This is a genomic window from Phyllobacterium zundukense (genome assembly GCF_025452195.1).
Taxonomy (GTDB): domain Bacteria; phylum Pseudomonadota; class Alphaproteobacteria; order Rhizobiales; family Rhizobiaceae; genus Phyllobacterium; species Phyllobacterium zundukense_A.
Map to the genome: position 1 here is coordinate 144715 of NZ_CP104969.1, position 24208 is coordinate 168922.

The 24208-nt window shown below is 58.0% G+C and carries 25 protein-coding genes and 1 pseudogene; 17 read left to right on the plus strand and 9 right to left on the minus strand.

Translation table 11 applies throughout. The features are described 5' to 3' along the window. Window positions 1-86: 86 nt before the first annotated feature. Window positions 87-1313 (minus strand): DUF2865 domain-containing protein, encoded by a 1227-nt coding sequence (locus N8E88_RS00625; RefSeq protein ID WP_262290559.1) that lies wholly within the window; start codon window positions 1311-1313, stop codon window positions 87-89. 490 nt (window positions 1314-1803) lie between these two features. Here N8E88_RS00625 and N8E88_RS00630 point away from each other — a divergent pair, with 490 nt between their 5' ends. From N8E88_RS00630 to N8E88_RS00660, 7 genes and pseudogenes are all read left to right on the plus strand, one after another. Beyond that, a complete protein-coding gene (locus N8E88_RS00630; RefSeq protein WP_262290560.1) occupies window positions 1804-2202 on the plus strand; it encodes an SH3 domain-containing protein in 399 nt (132 codons plus the stop codon). A 138-nt stretch (window positions 2203-2340) separates the two neighbouring features. Continuing rightward, window positions 2341-2715 (plus strand): YciI family protein, encoded by a 375-nt coding sequence (locus N8E88_RS00635; RefSeq protein ID WP_262290561.1) that lies wholly within the window; start codon window positions 2341-2343, stop codon window positions 2713-2715. Further along, a complete protein-coding gene (locus tag N8E88_RS00640; protein WP_262290562.1) occupies window positions 2712-3953 on the plus strand; it encodes an RNA polymerase sigma factor in 1242 nt (413 codons plus the stop codon). Before N8E88_RS00635 ends, N8E88_RS00640 begins: the two co-directional genes overlap by 4 nt. Window positions 3954-4040: 87 nt before the next feature. Then, window positions 4041-4241 (plus strand): annotated as a pseudogene (locus N8E88_RS00645) (nuclear transport factor 2 family protein); the annotation flags it as partial. Between the two features lie 186 nt (window positions 4242-4427). After that, a complete protein-coding gene (locus N8E88_RS00650) occupies window positions 4428-4859 on the plus strand; it encodes a YybH family protein (protein WP_262290564.1) in 432 nt (143 codons plus the stop codon). Window positions 4860-4909: 50 nt separating this feature from the next. Then, window positions 4910-5128, plus strand: a complete 219-nt coding sequence (locus N8E88_RS00655; RefSeq protein ID WP_262290565.1) for an amidohydrolase family protein — start codon at window positions 4910-4912, stop codon at window positions 5126-5128. A gap of 12 nt (window positions 5129-5140) precedes the next feature. Next, window positions 5141-6280, plus strand: a complete 1140-nt coding sequence (locus tag N8E88_RS00660) for an alpha-D-ribose 1-methylphosphonate 5-triphosphate diphosphatase (protein WP_262290566.1) — start codon at window positions 5141-5143, stop codon at window positions 6278-6280. 13 nt (window positions 6281-6293) lie between these two features. Here the strand turns inward: N8E88_RS00660 and N8E88_RS00665 are convergent, their stop codons facing one another. The 7 genes from N8E88_RS00665 to N8E88_RS00695 all read right to left on the minus strand — a co-directional run bounded on the left by N8E88_RS00665 (window position 6294) and on the right by N8E88_RS00695 (window position 14447). Next, window positions 6294-6914, minus strand: a complete 621-nt coding sequence (locus tag N8E88_RS00665) for a DapH/DapD/GlmU-related protein (RefSeq protein WP_224506325.1) — start codon at window positions 6912-6914, stop codon at window positions 6294-6296. Window positions 6915-7006: 92 nt separating this feature from the next. Further along, a complete protein-coding gene (locus N8E88_RS00670) occupies window positions 7007-8635 on the minus strand; it encodes an MFS transporter (protein ID WP_262290567.1) in 1629 nt (542 codons plus the stop codon). Window positions 8636-9384: 749 nt separating this feature from the next. Next, window positions 9385-10200, minus strand: a complete 816-nt coding sequence (locus N8E88_RS00675) for a formylmethanofuran dehydrogenase subunit C (protein WP_262290568.1) — start codon at window positions 10198-10200, stop codon at window positions 9385-9387. Beyond that, window positions 10197-11105: a formylmethanofuran--tetrahydromethanopterin N-formyltransferase gene (gene fhcD, locus N8E88_RS00680; protein ID WP_262290618.1), complete on the minus strand. Its 909-nt coding sequence runs from the start codon at window positions 11103-11105 to the stop codon at window positions 10197-10199. Before fhcD ends, N8E88_RS00675 begins: the two co-directional genes overlap by 4 nt. 5 nt (window positions 11106-11110) lie before the next feature. After that, window positions 11111-12739, minus strand: coding sequence for a formylmethanofuran dehydrogenase subunit A (locus N8E88_RS00685; protein WP_262290569.1), 1629 nt, complete (start codon window positions 12737-12739; stop codon window positions 11111-11113). Between the two features lie 186 nt (window positions 12740-12925). Beyond that, window positions 12926-13828, minus strand: coding sequence for a molybdopterin-binding domain-containing protein (locus tag N8E88_RS00690; RefSeq protein WP_262290570.1), 903 nt, complete (start codon window positions 13826-13828; stop codon window positions 12926-12928). Window positions 13829-14057: 229 nt separating this feature from the next. Continuing rightward, window positions 14058-14447, minus strand: a complete 390-nt coding sequence (locus tag N8E88_RS00695) for a 4a-hydroxytetrahydrobiopterin dehydratase (RefSeq protein ID WP_262290571.1) — start codon at window positions 14445-14447, stop codon at window positions 14058-14060. A gap of 100 nt (window positions 14448-14547) precedes the next feature. Between N8E88_RS00695 and N8E88_RS00700 the strand changes: the two genes are divergently transcribed. From N8E88_RS00700 to fae, 7 genes are all read left to right on the plus strand, one after another. Then, entirely contained in the window at window positions 14548-15513 is a 966-nt protein-coding gene (locus N8E88_RS00700; protein ID WP_262290572.1) for a beta-ribofuranosylaminobenzene 5'-phosphate synthase family protein, read from the plus strand. 29 nt (window positions 15514-15542) lie between these two features. Further along, on the plus strand, window positions 15543-16439 hold the full coding sequence (locus N8E88_RS00705) for an NAD(P)-dependent methylenetetrahydromethanopterin dehydrogenase (RefSeq protein WP_315975184.1): 897 nt from the start codon (window positions 15543-15545) through the stop codon (window positions 16437-16439). A gap of 249 nt (window positions 16440-16688) precedes the next feature. After that, complete coding sequence (locus N8E88_RS00710; RefSeq protein WP_262290573.1) at window positions 16689-17810, plus strand: ATP-grasp domain-containing protein; 1122 nt, start codon at window positions 16689-16691, stop codon at window positions 17808-17810. Next, window positions 17807-18760 carry a methenyltetrahydromethanopterin cyclohydrolase gene (gene mch, locus N8E88_RS00715; RefSeq protein WP_262290574.1) on the plus strand — a complete coding sequence of 318 codons (954 nt, stop codon included), beginning with the start codon at window positions 17807-17809 and terminating at the stop codon, window positions 18758-18760. The genes N8E88_RS00710 and mch overlap by 4 nt, the downstream gene beginning before the upstream one ends. Window positions 18761-18971: 211 nt before the next feature. After that, complete coding sequence (locus tag N8E88_RS00720) at window positions 18972-19886, plus strand: ATP-grasp domain-containing protein (RefSeq protein WP_262290575.1); 915 nt, start codon at window positions 18972-18974, stop codon at window positions 19884-19886. Next, window positions 19883-20746, plus strand: coding sequence for a triphosphoribosyl-dephospho-CoA synthase (locus N8E88_RS00725; RefSeq protein WP_262290576.1), 864 nt, complete (start codon window positions 19883-19885; stop codon window positions 20744-20746). Before N8E88_RS00720 ends, N8E88_RS00725 begins: the two co-directional genes overlap by 4 nt. 153 nt (window positions 20747-20899) lie before the next feature. After that, window positions 20900-21406: a formaldehyde-activating enzyme gene (fae, locus tag N8E88_RS00730; protein WP_112529174.1), complete on the plus strand. Its 507-nt coding sequence runs from the start codon at window positions 20900-20902 to the stop codon at window positions 21404-21406. A 120-nt stretch (window positions 21407-21526) separates the two neighbouring features. Here fae and N8E88_RS00735 read toward each other — a convergent pair whose 3' ends face one another. Then, window positions 21527-22234 (minus strand): HisA/HisF-related TIM barrel protein, encoded by a 708-nt coding sequence (locus N8E88_RS00735; RefSeq protein WP_262290577.1) that lies wholly within the window; start codon window positions 22232-22234, stop codon window positions 21527-21529. Between the two features lie 27 nt (window positions 22235-22261). Between N8E88_RS00735 and N8E88_RS00740 the strand changes: the two genes are divergently transcribed. The 3 genes from N8E88_RS00740 (at window position 22262) to N8E88_RS00750 (ending at window position 24096) form a co-directional block, all read left to right on the plus strand. Next, on the plus strand, window positions 22262-23332 hold the full coding sequence (locus N8E88_RS00740; protein WP_262290578.1) for a hydantoinase/oxoprolinase family protein: 1071 nt from the start codon (window positions 22262-22264) through the stop codon (window positions 23330-23332). A gap of 72 nt (window positions 23333-23404) precedes the next feature. Continuing rightward, window positions 23405-23650 carry a type II toxin-antitoxin system Phd/YefM family antitoxin gene (locus N8E88_RS00745; protein WP_262290579.1) on the plus strand — a complete coding sequence of 82 codons (246 nt, stop codon included), beginning with the start codon at window positions 23405-23407 and terminating at the stop codon, window positions 23648-23650. Window positions 23651-23652: 2 nt separating this feature from the next. Continuing rightward, entirely contained in the window at window positions 23653-24096 is a 444-nt protein-coding gene (locus N8E88_RS00750) for a type II toxin-antitoxin system VapC family toxin (RefSeq protein WP_262290580.1), read from the plus strand. Window positions 24097-24208: the final 112 nt, after the last annotated feature.

Below are 24208 nucleotides of genomic sequence, written 5' to 3' on the forward strand. Positions count from 1 at the left end.
CTCATGCTCCCTGTCATTTGCGCTAGCCTTAGCATGGCCACGGCAATGAAGCTGAAAGAATGCACCGTTCAATGAGGACACATCGTCTATTGAATTCGCCGCATAATGTCCGACGCTATCGTCTTGACGATATTCCCAGGCGTGAGGATGCTGGCCCTGCTTTCCTGGATCTCGTTTTCGGGAGGTTGGGCAGTAAAATCTGTGGGATTGGTATCATCCGGGAAAAACGCAGGTCCGACAGTCCTCACATTTTGATGGCGTGGCTCGTCTTCATCAATGTCTCCCTGAGCAGGTTCTTCCGACAGGTTGTCGACATCTGGTTCTCCGGTCTCTTTCACCACTGATATGGTAGGCTTTGATTTGGAAACGGGCGTCCCCGGTGCGGCCGCCATCATGCCGGCTTGAGCATGGCACGTGCAACCCGGCACGGCTTTGACACCCGCCGTGCGGTAATTGAATGCATTGGGGAGTTCGCTGTAGGGCTTATTGTCGGCGACAGAAATCATTGCATCCGATTCCTGTTCGGGCACCGCGTGATAGTACAATTTCGCGTTCCCAACCGGACACATCGCACTGCAGGCATTTTGATCGCGCGCAAAATATTTCGGCTTGGTCGAAAACGAGATCGGGAAATAATATCCATCGCATGTACGCACACAAATGGTTCGAAAACCCTTTTTGACGACGCCGTTAACGCTCGGCTCTGTCCCTTCATACGTCGCTGCAAGCGTCTCCGGCGCCGCAGTCGCCTTGCGATATGCCTCGCGTTCATCCAGTTGCCGTTTGACAATTATTTTGGGAGCAGGCTTTTGCTCGTCAGATTGAGTGCCAAACAGAACTTCCAGCAAGGTCTTGCGCCTGACATTGGATGAATCGTTGTTTTTACCAGTCGAAGCCACCCTGTCATTGCAGCCTCTAGCTGCCATTGAGGCCAGAATCTGCTGGCGCGAAGGTTGCGCCGAACCGGATCTTTCACCCGGATTTTGAAGCCTTGCGAGTTTGGCGGACATAGCATCGATTGTTTGGGCATAGCGCTTGCAGAGTGCAGGATTCCCACGAGAAAACAGGAAGCCTCCACAGCCTGCGTTGCTTGCCTTCGCCCGCATTTGTTGGAGCTGCAGCGCTTGCCGCTGCACCAGAGGGCTGTTCTTCTGCGAAACGCTTCTACCGCTTGACGCGGCCACCAACTGCCGCTGCATAGTCGCACATGCCGCAGGGGCGGCGTGGGCGATTTTTAGCGATGTCGGAGCAAGCCCCGATATCAACCCGGTCACAACCAAAAGTTGAAAGAATGGAAACAGCCGCGTTGCCATTTGCAGCCCTCCGAGACGCACCAACCTGAAGAAAGCTCAATCGCGTTAGATGACAGAAAAAACGAATGCTTGGCGGAGTTGCCAGATCGCAATACCTCCGATTTCAACGAAACTTTCGACGCGAGAATAACTCATTCTTCCAATTAACGTAATCCCAATTATTTATTTACCGTGTTAATATTAATGACGATTTCGTGAATTACTGTCCCGAGCAACTCGGCGGAGTATTAACCACTTCTTCGAAGTCGATCAACATGTTTTACTCCGGTACACCTCTTCAGTTAGAATCCATTATATAATAGATAGCTGGCTACGATTCATTCCGCCTCTTACATTTGGGTACTACGAGAAATGCTCTCGCGGTTCATTTTTCGGCGCACAGTAACCTTTACCATTATCTGTGAATCTCCCCTCGACAACACTTAGGGAATCACATTTGCTGCCGCTAATATTGGTAGAGTTTGAATAATGCCCAGCGGGAGGTGACCCAATGTCCAGCAATCTGTTATCAGCCATTTGGATTAGTATCGGATTGTTTGCTTGGCCAGCATCGGCCTTGGCGGACGTCGGCTATACAACCGGAAATGTCAATTTGCGTACCGGACCGGGAGCCAACTATGCTCGTGTCGGAACCTTGTCGGAAGGGACGCACATCAACATTCTGGGGTGTCAGCCGAGTTGGTGCCACGTCGCAACACAAGGCCTTCGTGGATGGCTTTCTGCCAACTACGTCCAGCGGACAAGGGTTATCGTACAACGCCCAGTGGTCATTCGCCCTACTGTCGTTGTAAGACCGCCATATCATTATGGTCATGGTTATCGTCCCCGTCCCAAACCCAACCGCCCGCGGCCAAATTGCAAAATAGCACCCGGATTTCCTTGCAGGTAATTGTCTGACGGGATGGCGGGATAGCCCCTTGGTACTGGTCCCGCCGTGGCGCTGCTATCTTTCGAGAATGCATAATTTTCTAGACCCGATGTCGGGATTGGCCATAGTGGATCGTCTTCAAATCAGAAGGAACGATCCATGCTTTACGCCATACTTTGCTATAATCCCGAAGATGTTGTCAGTTCCTGGACCAAGGAGGAAGATGACGCCGTTATGGCGCGCCTTGCTGTCGTCCAGGAAGAGCTTACCAAGCAGGGACGTCTTGGCCCTGTCGCTAGGCTTCTACCGACTACGGCTGCGACCACCCTTCGTAAAGGTCGTGAGGACCCAATTGTCATCGACGGGCCGTTTGCCGAAACAAAAGAGCAGCTTCTCGGGTTCTACATTGTCGATTGTGAATCGCTGGACGAGGCACTGGAAACGGCGCGAGACCTTGCGCGCGCAAACCCGGGCACCGGCTCCTACGAGATAAGGCCGGTGGGCATCTTCAGGCGAGGATCGAGTTTTCCATGAATGACACGAACTGGATAGACGCAGCTCTGGTTGCCGCGCGCCCACAGGCAGTCGGCGCATTGCTTCGCTACTTCCGCAACCTCGATACGGCAGAGGAAGCATTTCAAGAGGCCTGCCTTCGCGCGCTGAAAAACTGGGGAAAGAATGGTCCGCCGCGAGATCCCACTGCGTGGTTGATCTTTGTTGGCCGCAATAGTGCGATCGACGTCGTCCGGCGGCAGGTGAAACAACAGCCTCTACCACCCGAGGAGCTTCTGTCCGACCTGGAAGACGCGGAAACCGCTATCGTCGAAAAGATAGACGGTTCCGACTACCGCGACGATATCTTGCGCCTGCTGTTCATTTGCTGTCACCCCGATCTCCCTGCAACCCAGCAAATTCCCTTGGCTCTCCGGATCGTGTCAGGCCTGTCTGTCCGGCAGATCGCCCGAGCGTTTCTCGTTGGCGAGAGTGCAATGGAGCAGCGGATAACACGTGCAAAGAGTCGCATTGGAGCTGGCGAAATACCCTTCGAAACGCCTGGGCCGATCGAACGGGCCGAACGGCTCGCAGCGGTCGCGGCCATGGTCTACCTGATCTTCAACGAAGGCTATTCGACCGGTAGTACTGAGGCACAAGCACGATCACCACTATGTGACGAAGCAATCCGCCTGTCGCGATTGCTACTGCGCATCTTCCCGACTGAGCCGGAAATTATGGGATTGACCGCACTCCTCCTGCTGCAAAGTGCCCGCTCTGATGCCCGCTTTGATACGGATGGTTCGGTTGTACTGCTGGAGAACCAGGATCGCGATCTCTGGAATCGCAGTATGATCAATGAAGGGTTGGCGCTGATCGACAAGGCAATGCGCCATAGAGCGCCCGGTCCCTATCAGATTCAGGCGGCAATCGCCGCGTTGCATGCACGGGCCAAGCGCGCGGAGGACACGGATTGGGCCGAGATCGATCTGCTTTACGCAGCACTCGAGAGGCTGACCCCTTCGCCCGTCATCACGCTCAATCGTGCGGTCGCCGTCGCGAAGGTGCGAGGTCCCGCCGAAGCGCTGGCGCTGATCGAGCCTCTGGAGGACAGGCTCTCCGGGTATTTTCATTTCTTCGGTGTCAAGGGTGGCCTCCTGATGAAGATAGGCCGTACCGGCGAAGCTCGCGAGGCGTTCAATCGGGCGATCTCTCTCGCCAGTACGGCCGCAGAAGCCGCCCACATCCGAATGCATCTTGATCGGCTCGCGCGAGACTGATTCCACCAACTGAACTGATTTTCGCAGCCATGTCGGATCGGCGGTTGTTCATTCGTCCTTGGTTCAGACGTAACGAAGGAGAACAACATGACCACGCACGACGAGAAAACCGCAGTCGCGACTGTAATAGAGGACTGGTCGAAAGCAATCAGCAACAAGAATGCCGCGCAAGTCTTGTCTCATCTTGCCGATGATGTTGTACAGTTCACGCTCGCTCCACCACTGCGATATCAGGGCAAGGAGGCTGAAGACCTGCAAGGCTGGTTCGATACGTGGGAAGGGCCAATCGGCATTGAATCGCGAGACATGCGGGCGATCTCTCTCGCCAGTACGGCCGCAGAAGCCGCCCACATCCGAATGCATCTTGATCGGCTCGCGCGAGACTGATTCCACCAACTGAACTGATTTTCGCAGCCATGTCGGATCGGCGGTTGTTCATTCGTCCTTGGTTCAGACGTAACGAAGGAGAACAACATGACCACGCACGACGAGAAAACCGCAGTCGCGACTGTAATAGAGGACTGGTCGAAAGCAATCAGCAACAAGAATGCCGCGCAAGTCTTGTCTCATCTTGCCGATGATGTTGTACAGTTCACGCTCGCTCCACCACTGCGATATCAGGGCAAGGAGGCTGAAGACCTGCAAGGCTGGTTCGATACGTGGGAAGGGCCAATCGGCATTGAATCGCGAGACATGGCGATCTCAGCCGGCAGTGACGTGGCTTTCGCCACAAGTCTCGTCCGCATGTCAGGAGCGAAGACCGACGGCGAGAAGCCCGATGTCTGGTTTCGCCAAACACTCGGCTTGATCAAGCAGAATGGCACATGGAAAATCGTGCATCAGCACGCCTCCGTACCATTCTACATGGATGGCAGTTTCAGGGCTGCCGTCGATCTGAAGCCATAATCCTACCCGGGAGCTCGCGCGATCTGACTTCGGATTATGTGCCGCGTTCCATGCTGGATTGCGCGTTTCTGCTGGCAAACCGGCCGGAATTCGACACTGACCTGCCTTCGGCTGTCCGCATGATGACCAGTGTTCCGGCGCGGGTCTGCGGTCTCGACGACCGCGGCGAAGTTCTTCCGGGCTTGCGTGCAGACCTTATTCGGGTACATCTGGCGGACAACATCCCCGTCATCCGCTCCGTGTGGCGGCAAGGGCTGCTCGTCAACTAAAATGGAAATATCATGACCGAAATGCTCGTCACCAACGCCCGGCTGGTTCTGGCGGATCGAACTCTTGACGGGGCCATGAGCGTTCGCGATGGCCTGATCCGGGATATCGGAGAAGGACCGAGCGCCGTTGCTGATGGCGTTGATTTTGAAGGCGATTTTCTCATTCCTGGCTTCGTCGAACTGCACACCGACAACCTTGAAAAGCATCTGCAGCCGCGGCCCGGGGTCATGTGGCCCTCAAGTGCTGCATCGGTGGTTGGGCACGATGTGCAGATTGCCGGCGCTGGGATTACCACAGTATTCGATGCTGTCGCGGTTGGCGAGTATTCTTCCGCAAGTGCACGCCGCCAGATGATCACAACTACTGTGGAAACTGTTGCTAATCCGCGTGTAAGAGAAGTACTTCGCAGCGAGCATCTCTTGCATCTGCGCTGCGAGCTCGCAGATCCGGCTGTGCTCGATATTTACGAGCCGATTGCGGACAATCCTTACGTCAAGCTCGTCTCATTGATGGATCATACACCCGGGCAGCGGCAATGGGCAGATCTCGCCAAATGGCGGCAATTCAATCGCGACAAAAAATGGACGGATCTCGAATTCGATCAGATGGTTGCGGATCGAATTGCGGCACAATCTCAATATGTTAGTCACTATCGTGCCGCCGTGATCGACCTTGCTCGCGAGCACGGCACCGTGCTGGCCAGTCACGATGACACAACGCCGGAGCACGTCGACGAAGCCATGAACGACGGCATCTCCATATCGGAGTTTCCGACAAGTATAGATGCCGCAGCCCATGCCCACCGGCGCGGCATGAAAGTCGTGATGGGTGCACCGAATGTGGTCCGTGGCGGGTCGCATTCAGGCAACGTCTCGGCGATCGATCTGGTGCAGCGGGATCTTCTTGACGGGCTCTCATCCGACTATGTGCCTTCCAGCCTGATGCAATCGGTGTTTTTGCTCAACCAAAGCGCAGGAATCGATCTTGCCAAGGCTGTATCGTTCGTTTCAGCCAATCCGGCTCGGATGGTCGGCTTGAACGACCGTGGCGTTATTGAGATAGGCAAGCGGGCCGATTTCAGCAGAGTTCGGCTGATAGATGGCGTTCCGGTCATATTGAGCGTGTGGCGGGAAGGAAGGCGCGTCTCCTGACGCGCCAGTATCGTCAAGTACTATACTTTTCGACGAAGGCCTTGGCACTCAGGGCACGCATATCAGGAAGCGTTTCTCCAAGCTTTTCGTGACTCCAGTCCCACCAGGCGAGAGAGATCAACTTCTCCGCAAGTATTTCCGGATGGCGGCGCTTGATGAATTTTGCCGGCACGCCAGCAACGATCGTATATGGCTCGACATCCTTGGTCACCACTGCTGAAGAGCCAACGACAGCGCCGTCCCCGATAGTAATACCCGGCATGATAACGGCGCCATGACCGATCCAGACGTCATTGCCAATGTTTACCTTGTGATCACGGCGCCATTGGAAGAATTCGTCGTCGTCGCCAAGATCAAAACCGAACTGGCGTGAGCGATAACTGTAGTGATGCTGACTAGCGCGCCACGTTGCATGATTTCCCGGATTGATGCGGGTAAAGGCGGCGATCGAACAAAACTTGCCGATCTTTGCGTAAATAATCGAGCCGTCATGCACGATATAACTGTAGTCGCCGAACTCTGTTTCGGCGATGGCCGTGCGCGCGCCAACCTCTGTATATTGCCCCAATGTGCTATCCCGCACGGTTGCCGTCGGGTGAATTGTCGGGGCAATCCCCAGCATCTTTTCGCTCATTTTGGCGCCTCTTGTTGTTGCATGAATCGTTTGGCGGCTTTCTAAGCCCCGCATACGACAACAATATGAATGTATTGAACAATTCCGCGTTATCAGGACAGATCAATCGGCGTCTTGTGCGCGGCAATATCGTGCGGCAGGATGGTTTGGCGCTCGATCATGCGATGCACGCGCGGTTCCGACAGACCGCGATGCAACGCGCGAATCCGATCGCCGATGGCGGCGTCAGCCTGGGTTCGCCGCTGATTGTGACGCACATACTCGACCCAGGTCGGCGTGTGGTAACTTTCGGTCCAGATTTCAGGGTTCTCCAGATCGCGCATCAGCGCCCAATGCCCTGCCCCGTCGCGAATGCGGACCCGCCGCCGCGCCGCCATAACCTCAAGGAAATCAGGGACATCGTCCTCGGTGATAACATAATCTATCATGATGACGATGGGGCCGCTGCGCGGTTTCAGGTCGAGTTTCAGCAGCGGCTCGCTGAACCGATTGAGCGGATCGAGATTGAGCGTTTTAAACTCTGGCAAAGCATAGCGCAGGCCAATTGCCGCGCCGAACAACATGACTATACTTGAAGCGAGCAGTGCCCTGTCTGCGCCATACTCGCCCGCCGCAACACCCCATAACCAGCTGCCGCCGGCGATGCCGCCAAAGGTAGTCGTCTGATAAAGCGACAATGCGCGGCCGACTACCCAACGCGGTGTCGAGAGCTGTACCGTTACGTTGAAGAGCGAAAGCGCAAGCACCCAGCATGCACCGGAAAGCAGCAATGCGACATTGGTCGGCCAGACATTGTTGCTGACTGCGGTGAGGCCGGCACTCACTGCGAAGCCAATAAAGGCAATGCGAACAATGGCTTCGCTCGACAAATATTCCCGCAGACGCGCGCTGATCAATGCACCGGCGATCGCCCCGATGCCGAAGGAGCCGAGCATGACACCGTAAACCAGCGGGCCGCCATGGACGAGATCGCGCGCCACCAATGGTAAAAGAGCGAGAACGGCGCTGGCGGAGAGGCCGAAAATGAAGCTGCGAAAAATCACCTTTCCGATGTTCGGGGACATCGCGACGTAGCGCAAACCGGCGGAAATCGCCCGCCCCAGAGTCTCGCGCGGCAAAGGATTGGCGTCGTATTTTGGCTGCCAGCGGAACAATGCATAAATCAATGGCAAATAACTTATAGTATTGACTGCAAACGCCGCCGCCGCGCCTGCTATAGCGACAATCACACCGCCGATGGCCGGGCCAACGCTCCGGGTGATATTGAAGCCCATGCTGTTCAATGCGACCGCATTCGGCAAATCATTGCGCGGTACCATATCCCCCACCGACGCTTGCCATGAAGGGTTGTTCAGCGCCGTCCCGCACCCGATCAAGAAAGTGAAGCAAAGCAGCAGCCATGGCGTGATCAGGTTGAAGTGAGAAAACAGGGTCAGTAAGACCGATACGCCCAGCATGAAACACTGCGCGACAATCATGACCCGGCGGCGGTTGAAATTGTCGGCAAGAGCGCCGGATACCAACGAAAACAACATGATAGGCAATGCCGTCGAAGCCTGCACCAGTGCAACCATGTCGACGGAATCGGAGATGGTTGTCATCATCCAGGCCGCGCCGACTGACTGGATCAGGGAACCGAAATTGGAGGAAAGGCTCGCAAGCCAGACGGTCCTGAAAATATCATGTCTGAATGGCGCGAGTGGCGATGCCCGGTTTTTCACCTCGTCAGCTTTCTTCTTTGGAATACATGAGCGTTACTATCCCGTTATAGGCGAGACTGCACCGATTGCCAGCCGTCGAATTCCGTCCTCCTGCCAAATTGCGGGTTTCTCACAACTTCATACAATCAGATTAAACGCGCCGGTTGAGATTCTTGCAGCAGATTCGAGGTTTCTTGCATCAGAATCCGGCATTCATGTGTGAGAATCCCGAGAAGATGCGCGATATTTGCACCGGAAACAGCTTCCGAACCCGCGAAATTGGGCAGATTTCGGCAAATCGGCGGAAAATTAATTGAACGAGCGTTTCTTTAATTTACCTGCACAGGTTTCATCCGGTACGATTCAAGAGGTAATCGTAATTTCACCCCCCTCTGTCCTACCGGACATCTCCCCCACAAGAGGGGAGATCAGCCTACAAGAATGTTGGCGCATTATCTCCAATCTTTGTTAGTGCAGGAAGTTAGTTGTGTCATCTGATCAAAGCAATCGCATATGGTAGAATCACCCCCACCCGCAGCTTCGCTGCGACCCCCCCATCCAGGGGGAGGTGGACGATGCCACCACCGCCTTCACCCTCCCTTCGATGGGGAGGGTCGGACCAAAGGTCCGGGGTGGGGTGAGACGTGCCAGCTATCAAGTGTGCAATTTCCGCGGACACAAAATCAACCAGATGCGATTACCCTGCCCAGAAGGGAGAGATGTCCGCAGAGGGGGTGAGACTCTGTCCAATCAAATTTGACAGTGGATCGTCATTTGCCGCGCCGGAACAGAATCTCGCCCTTGCCGGACACGGCGACATCGCCGCCAAATTTGCCCGGTCTTGCACCGAGCAGCGGCTTGTCCATGATTTTCTCCTGGATAAGAAACCTGTCGAACACGCCCGAAAAGGCGATGTCGGTTTCGCCGCAGTCGACAAAGGTCGGAGCAAGATTTTCCGGGCGGCGGTCGAGGAACAGGGAGCCGCGTTTCATCAGGTAACCGGGCATCGCGCCAACGCGGCCGGTCACGACAATCGATCCGGCGATCATGCGGTAGCCGGCATAGTCACCGCAGCCCTTGAGGACGGCAATGATGCCGCGGCGCAATCTCTCGCCTGCATAGTTTCCTGCCTTGCCGCGAACAATCAGCAGGCCGCCTTCCATGCCGGTGATTTCACCGGCAAGCGGCCCGCCGAGATCGTCTCCGGCATTGCCCTTGATCTCGAGCCGGCCATCAACCATGCCGGAACCCGCGTGATCGCCGGCGCTGCCGTCAATTTGCAGAGAGCCGCCGGACATTTTCCTGCCGACCTCAAGGCCGACATTGCCCGTTACCCGGATGGCGCCACTGCTCAAGCCGGTACCGACCTTGTCGAAGCGCGCACTGCCGCCCTCGAAGATGATGCTCTCCGGATCCTTGCCGGTCACCTTGAAGATATCGCCCACCAAGGCGGGATCGCGGGTGGTTCCAACGCGCAGCTTTTCTATCTGCACATCCGTCAGCCCGGCCAGCCCGGCAGGTGTCAGAGCCGACAGGTCGAGACGTTCTTCCGGATCGACACGAAGCGAGAAGGTCAGCGCTTTCATGGAAGCAGATCCTTCAGGTGGTAGTGGAACTTGCCGAGCTTGCCGCCGTAGTTACCGGCGCTGATCCGAACCGCACCTCGCTTGGGGCCAAGTTCGATGACCGCTTTCAGCCCTGCGCGCATGGCAGCCGCCACAGCGTCGTTGGTTTCGCCATCAATGACGATCTCCAGCACCGCATTGACCTCCGGCGTCAGTGCAGAATTGACCACACCGCGCAGGGTGGGTGCGAAAGCATCATTGGTCGAAGCCATCATGCCCTTATATTTGCCGCCGACTTTCGAGCCCGACCGGACGACGCCTCCCGGGAACGGCATGATCGCGCCGGGAACCTTTTCAATGGCGGCCACCGCACGCTCGGCGGCGCGCATGGCCTTGGCGTTATCGGCGGCGAGAAACAGCAGATTGCCGCCGCCGACGGCAAGCTTGGTCAGCCCCGTTGTCGCTTCGCACAGGAACTCGCCATCCATCACGGGTACACGCCAATAGTGCTTGCCACCAAACTTCTTCGATATCTGCCAGCCATCGCCGAAGTAACGCAGCGCATTGCCGAGGTCGAGCGGTGCTGTTCCCTCAAGATCGGCAAAGCAGGCGCTGCCGGGCGATGTCAGCACGCATTGGCCGAGACGGTTCTTCAACTGCTTCTGCAATTCGTCCGTGCCCATAGCGAAAATCATGACACGGCAACCGGGCTGGCCATCGGGAGTTTTCGATGCCGGCAGATCCCTGTCGATGGCCGCCTCGCAGCCGCAGCCGATGACCGACGTCGCAAAGCCGGTCATGGTGATCGCTGCCTGCCGTGCCCATTTCAATGTCGGCGCCGTGATGATGATCGCGGTGGCGCGCATACCGAACGCTTCGGCAAAAGTATCGTCGATAAGAACGCCATTGCGGGTCAGCTGATGCATCTGGTTCATGAAGTCACCTCCGCAAATGGGTCCGGACGCTGGATTGCGGAATCCGGGAAGGTGAACCAGTCGAGCGAAAGACCGTAGCGCTCTTCGTGGTAGGCCTGCATGCGCTTGACCATCGCCTTGTCCGGCGGCGGGTTGAGGCGCAGGGTCTTGCCCCAGCGATAGTGGGTTACCTTGCCGTTCTTGACGACGAGATCGCCATTCTTGAAAACCAGCGCCGCCTCGCGGAACATTTTTGCGATGTCCCTGCCCCTGCGATAGACCGCGACATCGGCGATGGCCCCTGCCCCGAGATGACCGCGATCCCTGAGGCCAAGCAGCTTCGCCGGTGCTGCACGGGTCATGATGGCGATCTCTTCCAGCGTATATTCGCGGCGCACCGAAGCGAGCGTCGTCAGCCCGAGCGCGGTTGCATTGAGCTCTGTGGATTTCGCATCGCGGGCATCGCTGCTCATCAAAAGTTCGAAGAGTTCCGGATAGGCGGTGAAAGGCGCGCCGTTCGGGTGATCGGTGGTGAAATATACGCGCCATGGATCGGTGATGAGCAGGAAAAGCTCGAGGCCGACGGCCCATTGCAGCGAGCCGTAATAGTCCTGTTTATAGCGATAGGGCACAATGCCGCCGCCGCCATTGCCATCGCCATCCAGAATCACGGTCTTTTTCGGGCTGGCATTGCCGATTGCGGAAAACTGCCGCATCACGTCCGACGAGATGGTCACCGTCTGGCCGAACATCACCTGGCCGATATCGATGGTGACATCGGGGTTGGCATTGACGGCTTCCGCCAGCCGTGCCGCCTCGGACGAAAACTTGCGCTTGCCCTCGGTGCCATAGCCATAGAACTGGAGGTGGGCGAGATGCAGCGGCACCCCTTCCGTGGCGGCGATCGTTGCGGCGGCCGTATCGACGCTGCCGGCAATGCCGAGATTGTTGGCGTGCACATGCAAGGGATGCGGAACGCCAAGCCGCGTCACCGATGCCTGCAGCGACTTGACGATCTTGCGCGAACTGACGCCGTATTCCGGCACGGTATCATCCAGCGAGAACGAGCGGACATTCTCCTTGAAGGCCGCCGCAGCACCGGCATTGATGACCTTTACGCCGAGGGCGCGGGTCGAGCCGATGACCCAAGCGACATAATCGTCGAGCATCGCCGAGGACTTGCCATTGCGGAGGAGCGACAGGGTGAAATCGTCATTGCCGAGGATCGCGAGCGTCGCCTTGTCGATGATCGGGATGTCGGCGAGTTCGAGATGCGTGTGCAGTGCGGTGTACGGCGCCATCGCTGGCTCGACAACGGTTGTGAAGCCCATCTGTGCGTAGAGGGTGCCGGTCTGGAAGGTCGACCAACCGGCATTCGACAGTGGCGTATTAGCCGGGCGAACCTGATGCGCGCGGTGATGCTCGGGCAAGAGCAAGCGCGCGGTGTTCACATTGCCGCCACCGATATGCGAATGGATATCGATAGCTCCGGCCATGACGATGCAGCCCGAAACGTCGTGTGTCTCATCCGCCGTCGCGCCCTTCGGCGCATCGACAAGCAGGCCGTCGCTGATCCAGACGTCGCGCTTTTCTGTCGCGCCGTTGACAGGATCGACGACCTCTCCGCCGGTAAGACGGATCAGCATGGCAGCGCCCTTTTGCCCGGAAGAGCCTGCGCGAGTTGACCTATGATGCTCGAGACGCTCGGAAGCTCTGAGGGCTGGACGGCCTGCACCGCCCTGAATGTGCCGGTCCGGCTCGAGTAGGAAACGCCATCATGATCGATGCCGGCCTTGCCGACGCAAATCGTAATTCTGGCGCCCGACGTTGGACTATTGGTTTTGCTCAGCGATATCAGCGGTATCTTCCCCCCCCCGAGGGGGAGTTTCGCCGCCCCTCGTCGACATCCAGACATGAAGGTCCGCTTCCTTGTCGCGGATCATGCGCTGGATGTCCCATCGCCCGGGGTCATAGCTTGGGAGGCTATTCGAGAAACCTGTTCGGGGCGGAAAGCCCGTCATCCAAAGTGACGTAAGTGCCGTGCCCCACGCATCGTCATCGGCGGGTAGAAACACGCTGCTGGCGCGGCCGGTCTTGTTCAGATCGGCAATCAGGCCCTGCAGCATGACGAGGCCTGCTGTTTCGCCCGACGTGCCCGAGAAGACGAAAACGGGGAATTGCGCCGTGGTCAGGGCCTTCTTGAAGCGGTCGATATTGGTCAAGGAGGCAGCAATGCGCTGGCCCTGCAGCCCGGCGCGAAGCACGCCAAGCGCGGCAGGCAGAGACAGTCCCTCTCCGCGCAGTGGTACAGCTTTCAACTTGCGGGCGAGCTTGCCAGCCTCAGTCGTTTCGGTTCCATCGATATGGAACCAGCTGCGCTTGTGCTTGTCGCCGAGATCCGGCTGCGAATCCGCCCAGGCCTGCAGGAGTTCGTGATGGGTCGAAGGGATTTCGCCGACGATGACGATCAGGCTGGAACGGCGGCGCGCTTCTCCCGGCACCGTGAACATGCCGCCATGATCGGTGAACAGCGCGACCTCTCTGGCAAGCACATCGCCTGCCGCATGATCGTAAGCGCCGCCTAACCTTTCGGCGAGCGCAATGGCACTGCGCGTACCATGCACATCCGCATCGAGGGTGAAAACTGGACAACGGCTGGACGCCAGAAGCTTTGCAGCATTCCGAACAGCATCCGTCAAAGGTACCGGCTGGCTGCCAACCCATGCAACCGACATATTCCGCAACTTTCTGGTGCCAGCCTATACTTAGCGACCTTTTTTTCGAATGTGAACCCTAGGATGCGTCGATATTCACGCCATGACGGTCTGCAAACGGTATTTTTCTACGATCCGGTGCTCTCGTACTTCAAGTACGCTCCGCTCCGGTTCTCGAAAATCACCGTTTTCGCCTCGTCACGATCGCGAATCTCGTCACACCCTATAGCGGCGTGCAAAAAATTTGAGATCAATCGTCGTACTTAACATAGGCGAAGCGCTGGTCGGTTTGCGGCGTTCCTTCCAGCGATCCCGCCTCCTTGCCCGGTTGCCAGTGGACAACGCTCTCGATCTTTGTGGCGAGCTCGAAATCCTTGTCGGTGATGCCCTTGGCGGCATGGTTCTGCAGCAGGACCTCGACCCATGCGTAGGAGGCCTTCAAATCCGGATGATGCCATGCGGCTTCGGCGAGGTGGCCAACGGTGTTGATCACCATCAGGGTCGACTTCCAGCCATGGGTCTTGTACTTGCGGCGAATCCAGCCGTTCTCATAGCGCCAGTGCGGCAAATCCGCCTTGAGCTTTTCAGTAATTTCGCTTTCGGAATATACCTTTTCCTTTGGCTTTTTCTCGTCGGTCATCGGCGATACTCCACTTCTTTGTTCATGATGCTTGCACCTCGGTCGAAAGACGATATCATAGTGCAGGGCCCGATTTTTGAGATTGTGTAAAGAATAGCAAATGTCGGAATCCGTCACCATTAAAGTCCCGGCGCGCCTTCATCTCGGCTTTCTCGATATACCGCGTTCTGGCAGCGACCGCTTCGGCAGCGTCGGCTTGCCTGTGCAGGACATCGCGACAGTCCTGACGATTTCCCGTTCGGCCGAGACACAGGTTCATGGTGATGAACAGGCGCGCATCGAACAGCATGCCCTGTCACTCTGCAATCATCTCGGCATCAAGACGCAACACCGGATCAATGTGCAGCGAGCGATCCCGCGGCATATCGGCCTCGGCTCCGGCACTCAGATTGCGCTGGCTGTCGCGGCTGCTATCCGCACGCTGCATGGTTTGCCGCTCGACGCCGTCAACGACGCTGTCCTGCTCGGACGCGGCTCTCGTTCCGGCATCGGTATTGCTGCATTCGAAGAAGGTGGCGTGATCGTCGATGCGGGCAAAGGCGCCGGCAGCGCGGCGCCCACCGTTATTTCGCGCATCCCTTTTCCTGAAGCCTGGCGCATCATCCTCGTCTTCGATGCCTCGACACAAGGCATCCATGGCGAGGCCGAGATCGAAGCCTTCCGGACATTACCGCCGTTCCCGGTCGAAACCTCGGCTGCGATCTGCCGCCATGTGCTGATGGGTATCATGCCGGCGCTGATCGAACAGGATCTCTCATTGTTCGGCCGGGCTGTGGAAGCGATCCAGGCCGAGATCGGCAACTATTTTGCACCGGCGCAGGGCGGCGTTTTCACCAGCAAGCACGTCGAAGCCGCTATACGGCAGCTGGCACAGGCGGGTGCTGTGGGTATCGGTCAGAGCTCATGGGGACCGACAGGCTTCGCCTTTGCCGCCTCACAGACTGAGGCGACGCGCATTGTCGATGCGATCGGCGGGCGGTCGCCCGGCACCACCATCCAGATCGTTGCCGGCAGAAACGCAGGTGCGGATATCACGCACACCGCATTGAACTTCGCAACAGCTTAGGGCGCCACAATTAACAGGGAGCGGAAACAGTGAGCCGCAAAACCATCCTTCACATGCTGACACCACTTCGGCAAATGAGCCCATTCGACGTCAATATGGCGCTCGATGCAGGCTATGACGCCGTGGTTCCCTATACGGATGTCACCCTTGCCGATGTCGGCAATCTCGTCCAGGACGCGATTTTTTCGCGCCCGCCGGATGCGGGTGTTGCGACAGGCATCTTCCTTGCGGGCAAGGACGCGCCGACGGCGCTCGACATGCTCGATGCGGCGAAGAAAGCCATGGTGCCACCCTTCGAAATTTCGGTGTTTGCCGATCCGGCAGGCTCCTTCACCACGGCAGCGGCGATGGTCGCCAAGGTCGAAAAGGCGCTGATCAAGCACCATGACCGCGAATTGAACGGAACCTCGGTGGCGGTCTTCGGCGCGACGGGTGTCGTCGGCTATTGCACGGCGGTCATCGCGGCCGAACAGGGCGCGCGGGTGACGATCGTGGGTCATGATGGCATTGAGCGCGTGCAGGAGATTGCCGCGTCGATCAAGCAGCGCTTCGGCGTAACAGTCGAGCCTGCCGACGGCTCGACTGAAGCCAAAAAGGCTGCAATCGTCGAGGGCACGGAAGTCGTGCTGGCGGCGGCGAAAGCTGGCATTCAGGTGATTTCGCAAGCGCAGCTCGGTTCTGCGGGCGGGCTGCTGGTCGCTGCCGATGTGAATGCAGTCCCGCCGGCGGGTATCGAGGGCTTGAAAGTCAATGCCAATGGCGAGCCGCTCGATGCGACGCGAGCTGTCGGCATTGGTCCACTCTCCATCGGCAACGTCAAATACAAGACTCAAGCCGGTTTGTTCGAACAGATGATCAAGGCGCAAAAGCCGGTTATCTTTGATTTTCGGGACGCATTCACCCTTGCTCGCGACCTTGCCAAATAGGTCAGGACCCATTGATATGATCGAAATGGCGCCTGAAACGGCAAGAAGATGCGAGGAGAGGTGCGAAGGGCGGGGTCTTCCCCCCGGCCGAGCGGTTCGACACTGCAGCTTGCGGCCGTTTCGGCGTCCGCAGGATAGGGTCCATTTGCCCGGCAACTTCGTCGCAAAGGCTCGACAATGGATAGACATTGCCATCGCCTTTGCTCCTCGTATCCGAACAAATGGCCTCCTACCATTTGGATCAGATCAATGAGTCCTGACCCTAATCCCGCGATCCTGATCGCCGCGATTTCCGGACGCTCTCTCGCAGCGGCGGCGCGGCGTGCCGGTTTCCGGCCACTGGTAGCCGACCTTTTCAACGACGCCGATACGCTGGCACTGGCGGAGCGCGCGTTGAAGCTTTCCGGCAGCCTGCAGGGCGGGATCGATGAGGAACGGATCACCCGGACGCTGGCTGAACTTGCTGGCAACGACCAGCCGGTGGCCGTGATCTACGGCTCGGGTTTCGAGCGCAGGCCGGAGATGATCGAGGCGATTTCACGCCAGTTCCAGATCGCCGGCAACACCGCGAAAACGGTCCGCCTGGTGAAGGATCCGGCCCGTCTGGCACAGCTGTGTTCCGAGCTCTCGATACCGCATCCCGATATTCGCTTCGATGCGCCGGAACATCCGCAAGACTGGCTGACCAAGCTCGCCGGCGGTGCAGGTGGGTCGCATGTAAAGCCCGCCAATGGCAATGGGTCGGGACACGAGCATTATTTCCAGCGCTTCATTCCGGGCAGGAACCTTTCCGCGCTGTTTCTCGCCGACAGGCAGGAGGCGCACATTGTGGGCTTCAGCCGGCAATGGTCGTCGCCTTCGAAGCACACGCCATTTCGCTATGGCGGCGCGGTACGACTGCGGCGCTATGACAAGAACAAGGCAGCGCAGATCGAGGAATGGCTGACGGCGTTGACCAAGCGCACCGGCCTTGCCGGGCTCAACAGCGCCGATTTCATCGATGGCGATGCCGGCCTCAATCTGATCGAGATCAATCCGCGCCCCGGCGCGACGCTCGACATTTTTGATAGCGATAAAACACCGCTTCTGCGCCAACACTTACGCGCCGTCATAGGATCCAACATAACCTTGCCCGCCTACAAGGGCTCGACCGCTTCGGCGATCGCCTATACGGCGAAAGCAATCAGCGCCTTTCCGAAAATCGACTGGCCGGCGCTGACGGCGGATCATCAGATGTCAGGAACGACACTTGAAGCAGGCGACCCTGTCTGCACGGTTTTTGCCACGGCTCCCTCCGCTGCAGCAGCGATGCGCGCCGTGAAGAGCCGCGTCAAGGAGCTCGCGGTTAACTGGAGGGGGGATTTTCCATGAGGGACGGTCATGCCTATCTGAACAGAAACGCGCAACGCATAGCCGACAGCATGATCGAGGATGCGGACCGGCTCGGCGTCAGTCACAGTCGCGGAAGCCTTGGCGAGCATTTGATCGATGCGGGCGCGGACAGTCCGGGCGGCATTGAAGCTGCTCTGCGTATCGTCGAAATCTGCCTCGGCGGGCTCGGAACCGTGTCGGCAGGGCTGAGCTCGGGCAAGTGGCCCTATTCGGTCGATGTCCGCTCGTCGCAACCGGTTCTCGCCTGCCTCGCCAGCCAGTATGCCGGATGGAATCTCTCGCACGAAAAGTACTTCGCCATGGGTTCCGGTCCGGTGCGCGCTCTGGCAAGGGTGGAGCCGCTTTTCGAGGAAATCGCCTATCGCGAACCGGAGGCTGAATCATCGGTGATCGTGCTTGAAACCTCAACCCCGCCGCCCGGTGCAATCATCGAGAAGGTGTCGAAGGCGACAGGGCTCGCGCCTGACAAGCTGACCTTCATCTATGCTCCAACACAAAGCCTGACGGGCGCCGTGCAGATTGTCGGGCGCGTGCTCGAAGTCGCGCTGCACAAGGCGCACGACCTCAAATTCCCGCTGGGTGATATTGTCGATGGTGCGGGCCGCGCGCCGATCCCCGCGCCGCATCCTGACTTCCTGCAAGCCATGGGACGGACCAACGATGCCATCATCTATGGCGGAACCGTCCAGCTTTTCGTCAAGGGCAGCGCTGAAGCGGCGCGCAACCTGGCGGAGCAACTGCCGAGCCACACGTCTCGCGACCATGGCCAGCCGTTTGCCGATATTTTCAAGAAGTTCAAAGGGGATTTCTATGCCATCGATCCGCGCTTGTTCAGCCCCGCCGAGGTGATCGTTACAGCGATCGAAACCGGTGATACGTTCCGCCACGGCGGAATTCACAATGCAATGCTGGAACAATCCCTGGGCTGAGAATGTCGTATATGGATAGTGTAGATCACCCCCCTCTGTCCTGCCGGACATCTCCCCCTTGGTGGCAGGGGTATCGCAGATGCACCCCCACCCGCAGCTTCGCTGCGACCTCCCCCATCAAGGGGGAGGTGGGAGATGCCACGCGCCTCTTTACCCTCCCCTTGATGGGGAGGGTGGGGGAGATGTCCGGCAGGACAGAGGGGGGTTGGAAATGACCGATACGATACTGATCCTTTCTGACCGGCCCGACCGCCAGGTGAAACAGTTGCGCGCCTCGTTGCGAAAGCTCGGGTTCAACGTCCTGGCGCTGCCGCTGGTGGATATCGGCTTCGACAGCCGCTATCTCTCCGGCATTGCGATCCCGCGCATGAACGGCGCCCTGCCCGCAGCAGTGATCGTGCGCTCGATTTCCTCGGGTACATTCGAGGCGATCACCCGCCGTCTCGGCATCCTGCACGCTTTTGCCCATCTTGGTGTTCCGGTGTGGAACTCGGCCAAGGCCATCGAGCGCTGCGTCGATAAATCCACCACCACATTCCTGCTGGCACAGGCAGGACTGCCAACGCCGGAAACCTTTGCGGTGGAAAGCGTTGCCAATGCCCGCCTGGTCGCGACTCGCGAGCTTGTGCACGGTCCACTGGTACTGAAGCCGCTGTTCGGCTCTCAAGGCAAAGGCATTCGCCTGATCCGCAGCATCGAGGACCTGCCGGAGCCGGAAGAAGTCGATGATGTCTATTATCTGCAGCGCTTCGTGGCACGCCCTGGACCGCCTTACTGCGACTATCGCGTTTTCACCTGCGATGGCGAAGTGTTGGGCATGATGGCGCGGCGGGCCGAAGGATGGATCACCAATATCGCCAAAGGAGCGAAGGCGGAGGCTGTCGAAGGGCCGTTGCGCGCCAAGCTCGAAAGCCTCGCGCTCGCGGCTTCCGCAGCCATCGGCACCGATTTCGCCGGTATAGACATTATTCCGGCGGCGGATGGCAAATTGCTTGTCCTTGAGGTCAACAGCATGCCCGCCTGGACAGGGCTGCAATCCGTCGTTCCCGTGCGCATTGCCGATTGCATCGCCAATGCGCTGGCGGCTTGGATCGAGGACGAACTCGACGAAAGACCGGCGGCGTGACCGCGACGCGCGAACAGATAAGGCGCGCCTATATCGACGCCTGCTATCAGGAGATCGACGCACTGAAACCCGGCAATGTGCACCGTTTTGCCGATGGTCACCGCATGAGCGCCGAGCAATTTTTCGAAAGCGCGCAGGCTTCATCGCAGGCCGTGACGGACCCTGCCCTTTCCACCGGACAACGCATTCTTGCCGCGGTCAGGGAGACGCGTCGCAAGGTCGGAACCAACACCAATCTCGGCATCCTGCTTTTATGCGTTCCCCTGGCCAAGGCGGCGGCAAATGGTGGGGAGGACCTGCAAGGCGGCCTTGCTACGGTCCTTGAAAAACTGGACGTCGACGATGCGCGCGATGTCTTTTCGGCGATCATGCTGGCGCAGCCCGGTGGCCTCGGCTCCGCACCCAGACATGATGTCTCGACTGTCCCGCAAGTGTCACTGCTGGAAGCGATGGGCGAAGCGGCGGACCGCGACATGATCGCCCGGCAATATGTCACCGGATTTGCCGATATCTTTGACGGAGGGCTGAAGGCTTACAATGCTGCTGCAGATCGGGGCGAGCGCGAGATGTGGCCGGTCGTTTTCACCTATCTGTTTTTCCTTTCGGCCTTTCCCGACAGCCATATTGTCCGGAAACACGGCGGTGCAATTGCCGGAAAAACACAAAAGCAAGCGCAACAAATTCTGACGCGGGTCGAAGGCCTCAACGATGGAAAAGAGCGCGAAAAATTGCTTCTTGCTTTCGACGCCCAATTGAAAGCCGACAACATCAATCCCGGAACCTCCGCAGACCTGACAGTCGCCACGCTTTTTACGTTCTATCTCAACTTGGCCTTGCATAATGACGAGGTAAATGCTTGAATTTCCCCAGCGGATTTCGTCCGCTGCTATCTGGCCAACCGACCCCGCTCGAAGGGTGCTGTGAACAAGGATAGCTGTCCATCGAGAGTCGTGTCTCGAGGTACGGCGTCTTTGGACAAACCATTGGGAAAACGGTTTAGGAGGAAATTGGCCGTGGCAAAAATCAATAAGGTTATGGTTGGCGAATCGCTCATCGGCGATGGAAATGAAGTCGCGCATATCGATCTTCTGATCGGACCGCGTGGCAGTGCTGTCGAGACGGCATTCTGCAATGCATTGACGAACAACAAGGACGGGTTCACCTCCCTTCTTGCGGTTATTGCGCCGAATATGGCGTGCAAGCCGAATACGATTTTGTTCAACAAGGTTACGATCAAGGGCGCCAAACAGGCGGTCCAGATGTTCGGACCTGCGCAGCATGCAGTGGCTAAAGCAGTTCAGGACAGTGTTGCCGATGGCACCATTCCAGCGGACGAAGCCGACGATCTGTTCATCTGCGTCGGCGTCTTCATCCATTGGGAAGCAGAAGACGATGCGAAGATCCAGGATTTCAACTATCGTGCGACCAAGGAAGCGCTTCAGCGCGCAGTGACGGGCAAGCCGACTGCCGCCGAAGCAACCGCACAGCGCGATTCAGTCAAGCATCCATTCAGCGCTTAGACACGAGACAACCCCGCACAGAGCACACCCTCTGTGGAACCGGAGGGTCTGTTGCGCCGGTTGGCAAAAAGTCTGGGCTTCTAGACATGAAGAAGGGGGACACCCCCTTCTTCCACTGCTTCATCCCCGATATTCATTCTGCATCAGAGACGCGACCGCCTCGGGTGTCAGCGCACCGCTATGCAGCGCCGTTGCGACGAGTGCAGCCGAGATGCCGATAGCTTGCAACCGCTCGAGATCGTGCACACCGCGAACCCCGCCGGCGGCTATTACCACACGGTCGCCAGCGCGACGCTTGATCTCTGTCAGCCGTTCGAAATCCGGACCGGAATTGGCCCCGATGCGGCCAAGCGTCATGACGATAATGCGCGATGGCCAGTTGCTTGCGTTTTCAAGAATGGATGGGGGACCAAGGAACGCATCGCCCCGAAAATCCAGCGAGAGAACGAGACGCGGGTTGGAGTGGCAGGCCTCCAGCAACGATGGATCAATTTGGGATTCGGAGCCAAGCACGGGCCAGATGCCATCTGTCGCAAGAGCGGTTTCCAGTTGCTCCCGATCGTTGAAACCGGCGTCGAGCCAGATATCGGCGTTCGATAATAATGGCTGCAATCGGTCCAGAGAACTTGCCCGGCGGCGCTCTATCGCATCGAGATCAGCGATATAAAATGTGGAGAACGGATAGAGCGAACGAAGGCCCGCAGCGACATCGAGTATATCGGCGGTTGGGCTAAGCGGTGTTTCGATGGGGCGGTAGGAATCGCGATCGCCCAGGCGCGCGCGGACCACGAGACCATCTTTTATGTCGAGTACCGGAATGATATGCACGGGTATGATCCAAGGAACGATGCGCCCATGAAATCCCGATTTGCCAACGAAGGAAAGACACTTATTACCGGCTGGGATATCGGCGGCGCTCATCTCAAGATGGCGCAGTGCCGGGATGGCGAGATCATCTCGGCGAAAATCTTCAAGACGCCGCTCTGGCTCGGGCTGGAACAGACGCGTGAGGCATTACGGGAGATCGATGAGCTGCGGGGCGAAGGCAACACCAATGTCTTCACCATGACCGGCGAATTGTCCGATACATTCACCTCGCGCGAGGCGGGAATTGCCGGCCTGCTGGACTTCATCGAGATGGAATTCGGAGCCGGTAATACGCTGATATATGCGGGCCGGTCGGGCTTTTGCGACCTCAGCACGGCGCGCAGCCTTGGCAGCGATATCGCTTCCGCCAATTGGCACGCCACCGCAAGCCTGAGCGCAAAGCTGGCGGGCACCGGTCTATTCGTCGACATGGGCTCAACGACCACCGACATTCTTGCGTTCAAGGATAGCGTGCTGGTCAATGACGGATATTCCGATGCGGAGCGGCTTTTGACCGGCGAGCTGGTCTATACGGGGTTTGCCCGTTCCGCGCTGATCGGCATCGCCGCGCTGGTTCCGGTGCGCGGGCACATGACGCCGTTGATGAACGAATATTTCGCCAATACCGCCGATCTCGGCCGCGTTCTCGGCACGCTGGACGAGGCGGATGACAAATATCCTTCAGCGGACCGCCTGCCAAAGACCGTCGCGGGTTCAATTCAGCGCTTGGCGCGCATGGTCGGGCGCGACAGCGGCGATCTTGAAGAGGATGAATGGATCGATATTGCGCGCTGGTTCAGCGAACAGCAGCTGCGTATGATCCACGACGGCGCGTTCCGGGTGGCCCGCAAGCTGGATCAGGCTGCGCCGGTCATCGGAGCAGGTATCGGGCGGCCGCAAATCAGGCAGTTGGCGAAACGCATGGATCGCCCTTACGTGGATTTCGGTTCGTTGGTTCCTGCCACCGACGACGCTCGCGACGATGCCAGCAAGGCAGCGCCGGCGGCGGCCGTCGCGTTGTTGGGGTCAATTTACTTAGATCACCAAACTGCCGCCTAGACCTGCGGGACCCTTGTCACGGCCCATTTTTCCTTTATATATGACCACTAGGGTCATATGGAGCATATCCCGATGAAAGAGATTCAGTTGAAGGATGCCAAGGCAACGTTCTCACATGTCATCGACGACGCTGTTGCCGGGGAAACCGCCGTCATTACACGTCACGGCAAGCGCGAGGCTGTGATCATCAGCTATAGCGAATATGAACGGTTGAGCCGAGTCCCTTCGCTTGGCTGGCTGCTTACCAATTCACCTTTGGAGGATGGCGATCTGCCCGAACGCAAGCCTGCGAAGGCTTTGCACCGCTCAGCATTCTGATCGTGTATCTCCTCGACACGAATGTTGTCAGCTTGCTTGCACCGGCAGTGCGCAGGACAGAAGCTGACGAGAAAGTCGTTGAGTGGGTTCTTCGCAGATCGGCGGATCTGTGGCTGTCAGTCATCACGGCCGCGGAAATAGAAGATGGAATAGCGAATGCCGCCCGCAAAGGCGCCACACGAAAATCGCGCCACCTTGAAGAGTGGTGGGGAGAGATCCGTCATTATTACGGGAACCGTATTCTGCCGCTGGACCTCGATACCGCAAGAATCACCGGGCATCTGATGACAATAGCGCGTGCGGCAGGTGTCAGCCCAGGCTTTGAGGATATTGCGATCGCGGCAACCGGACAGAGAAATGATCTGACCGTGCTAACGGTCAACGAAAGGGACTTCAGACCGCTCGGCGTCAAGTATCAGAATCCGTTCAGTACGTTGCCCAGTTAGCAGGGTTCAGCTTTTGACGGAAACATCCCCCTCACCCGACCTCGCTCCGCTCGGCCACCCTCTCCCCGTTGGGTAGAGGAAAGAAGCCAAGCCTGGCACTGTTTTTTCTTCT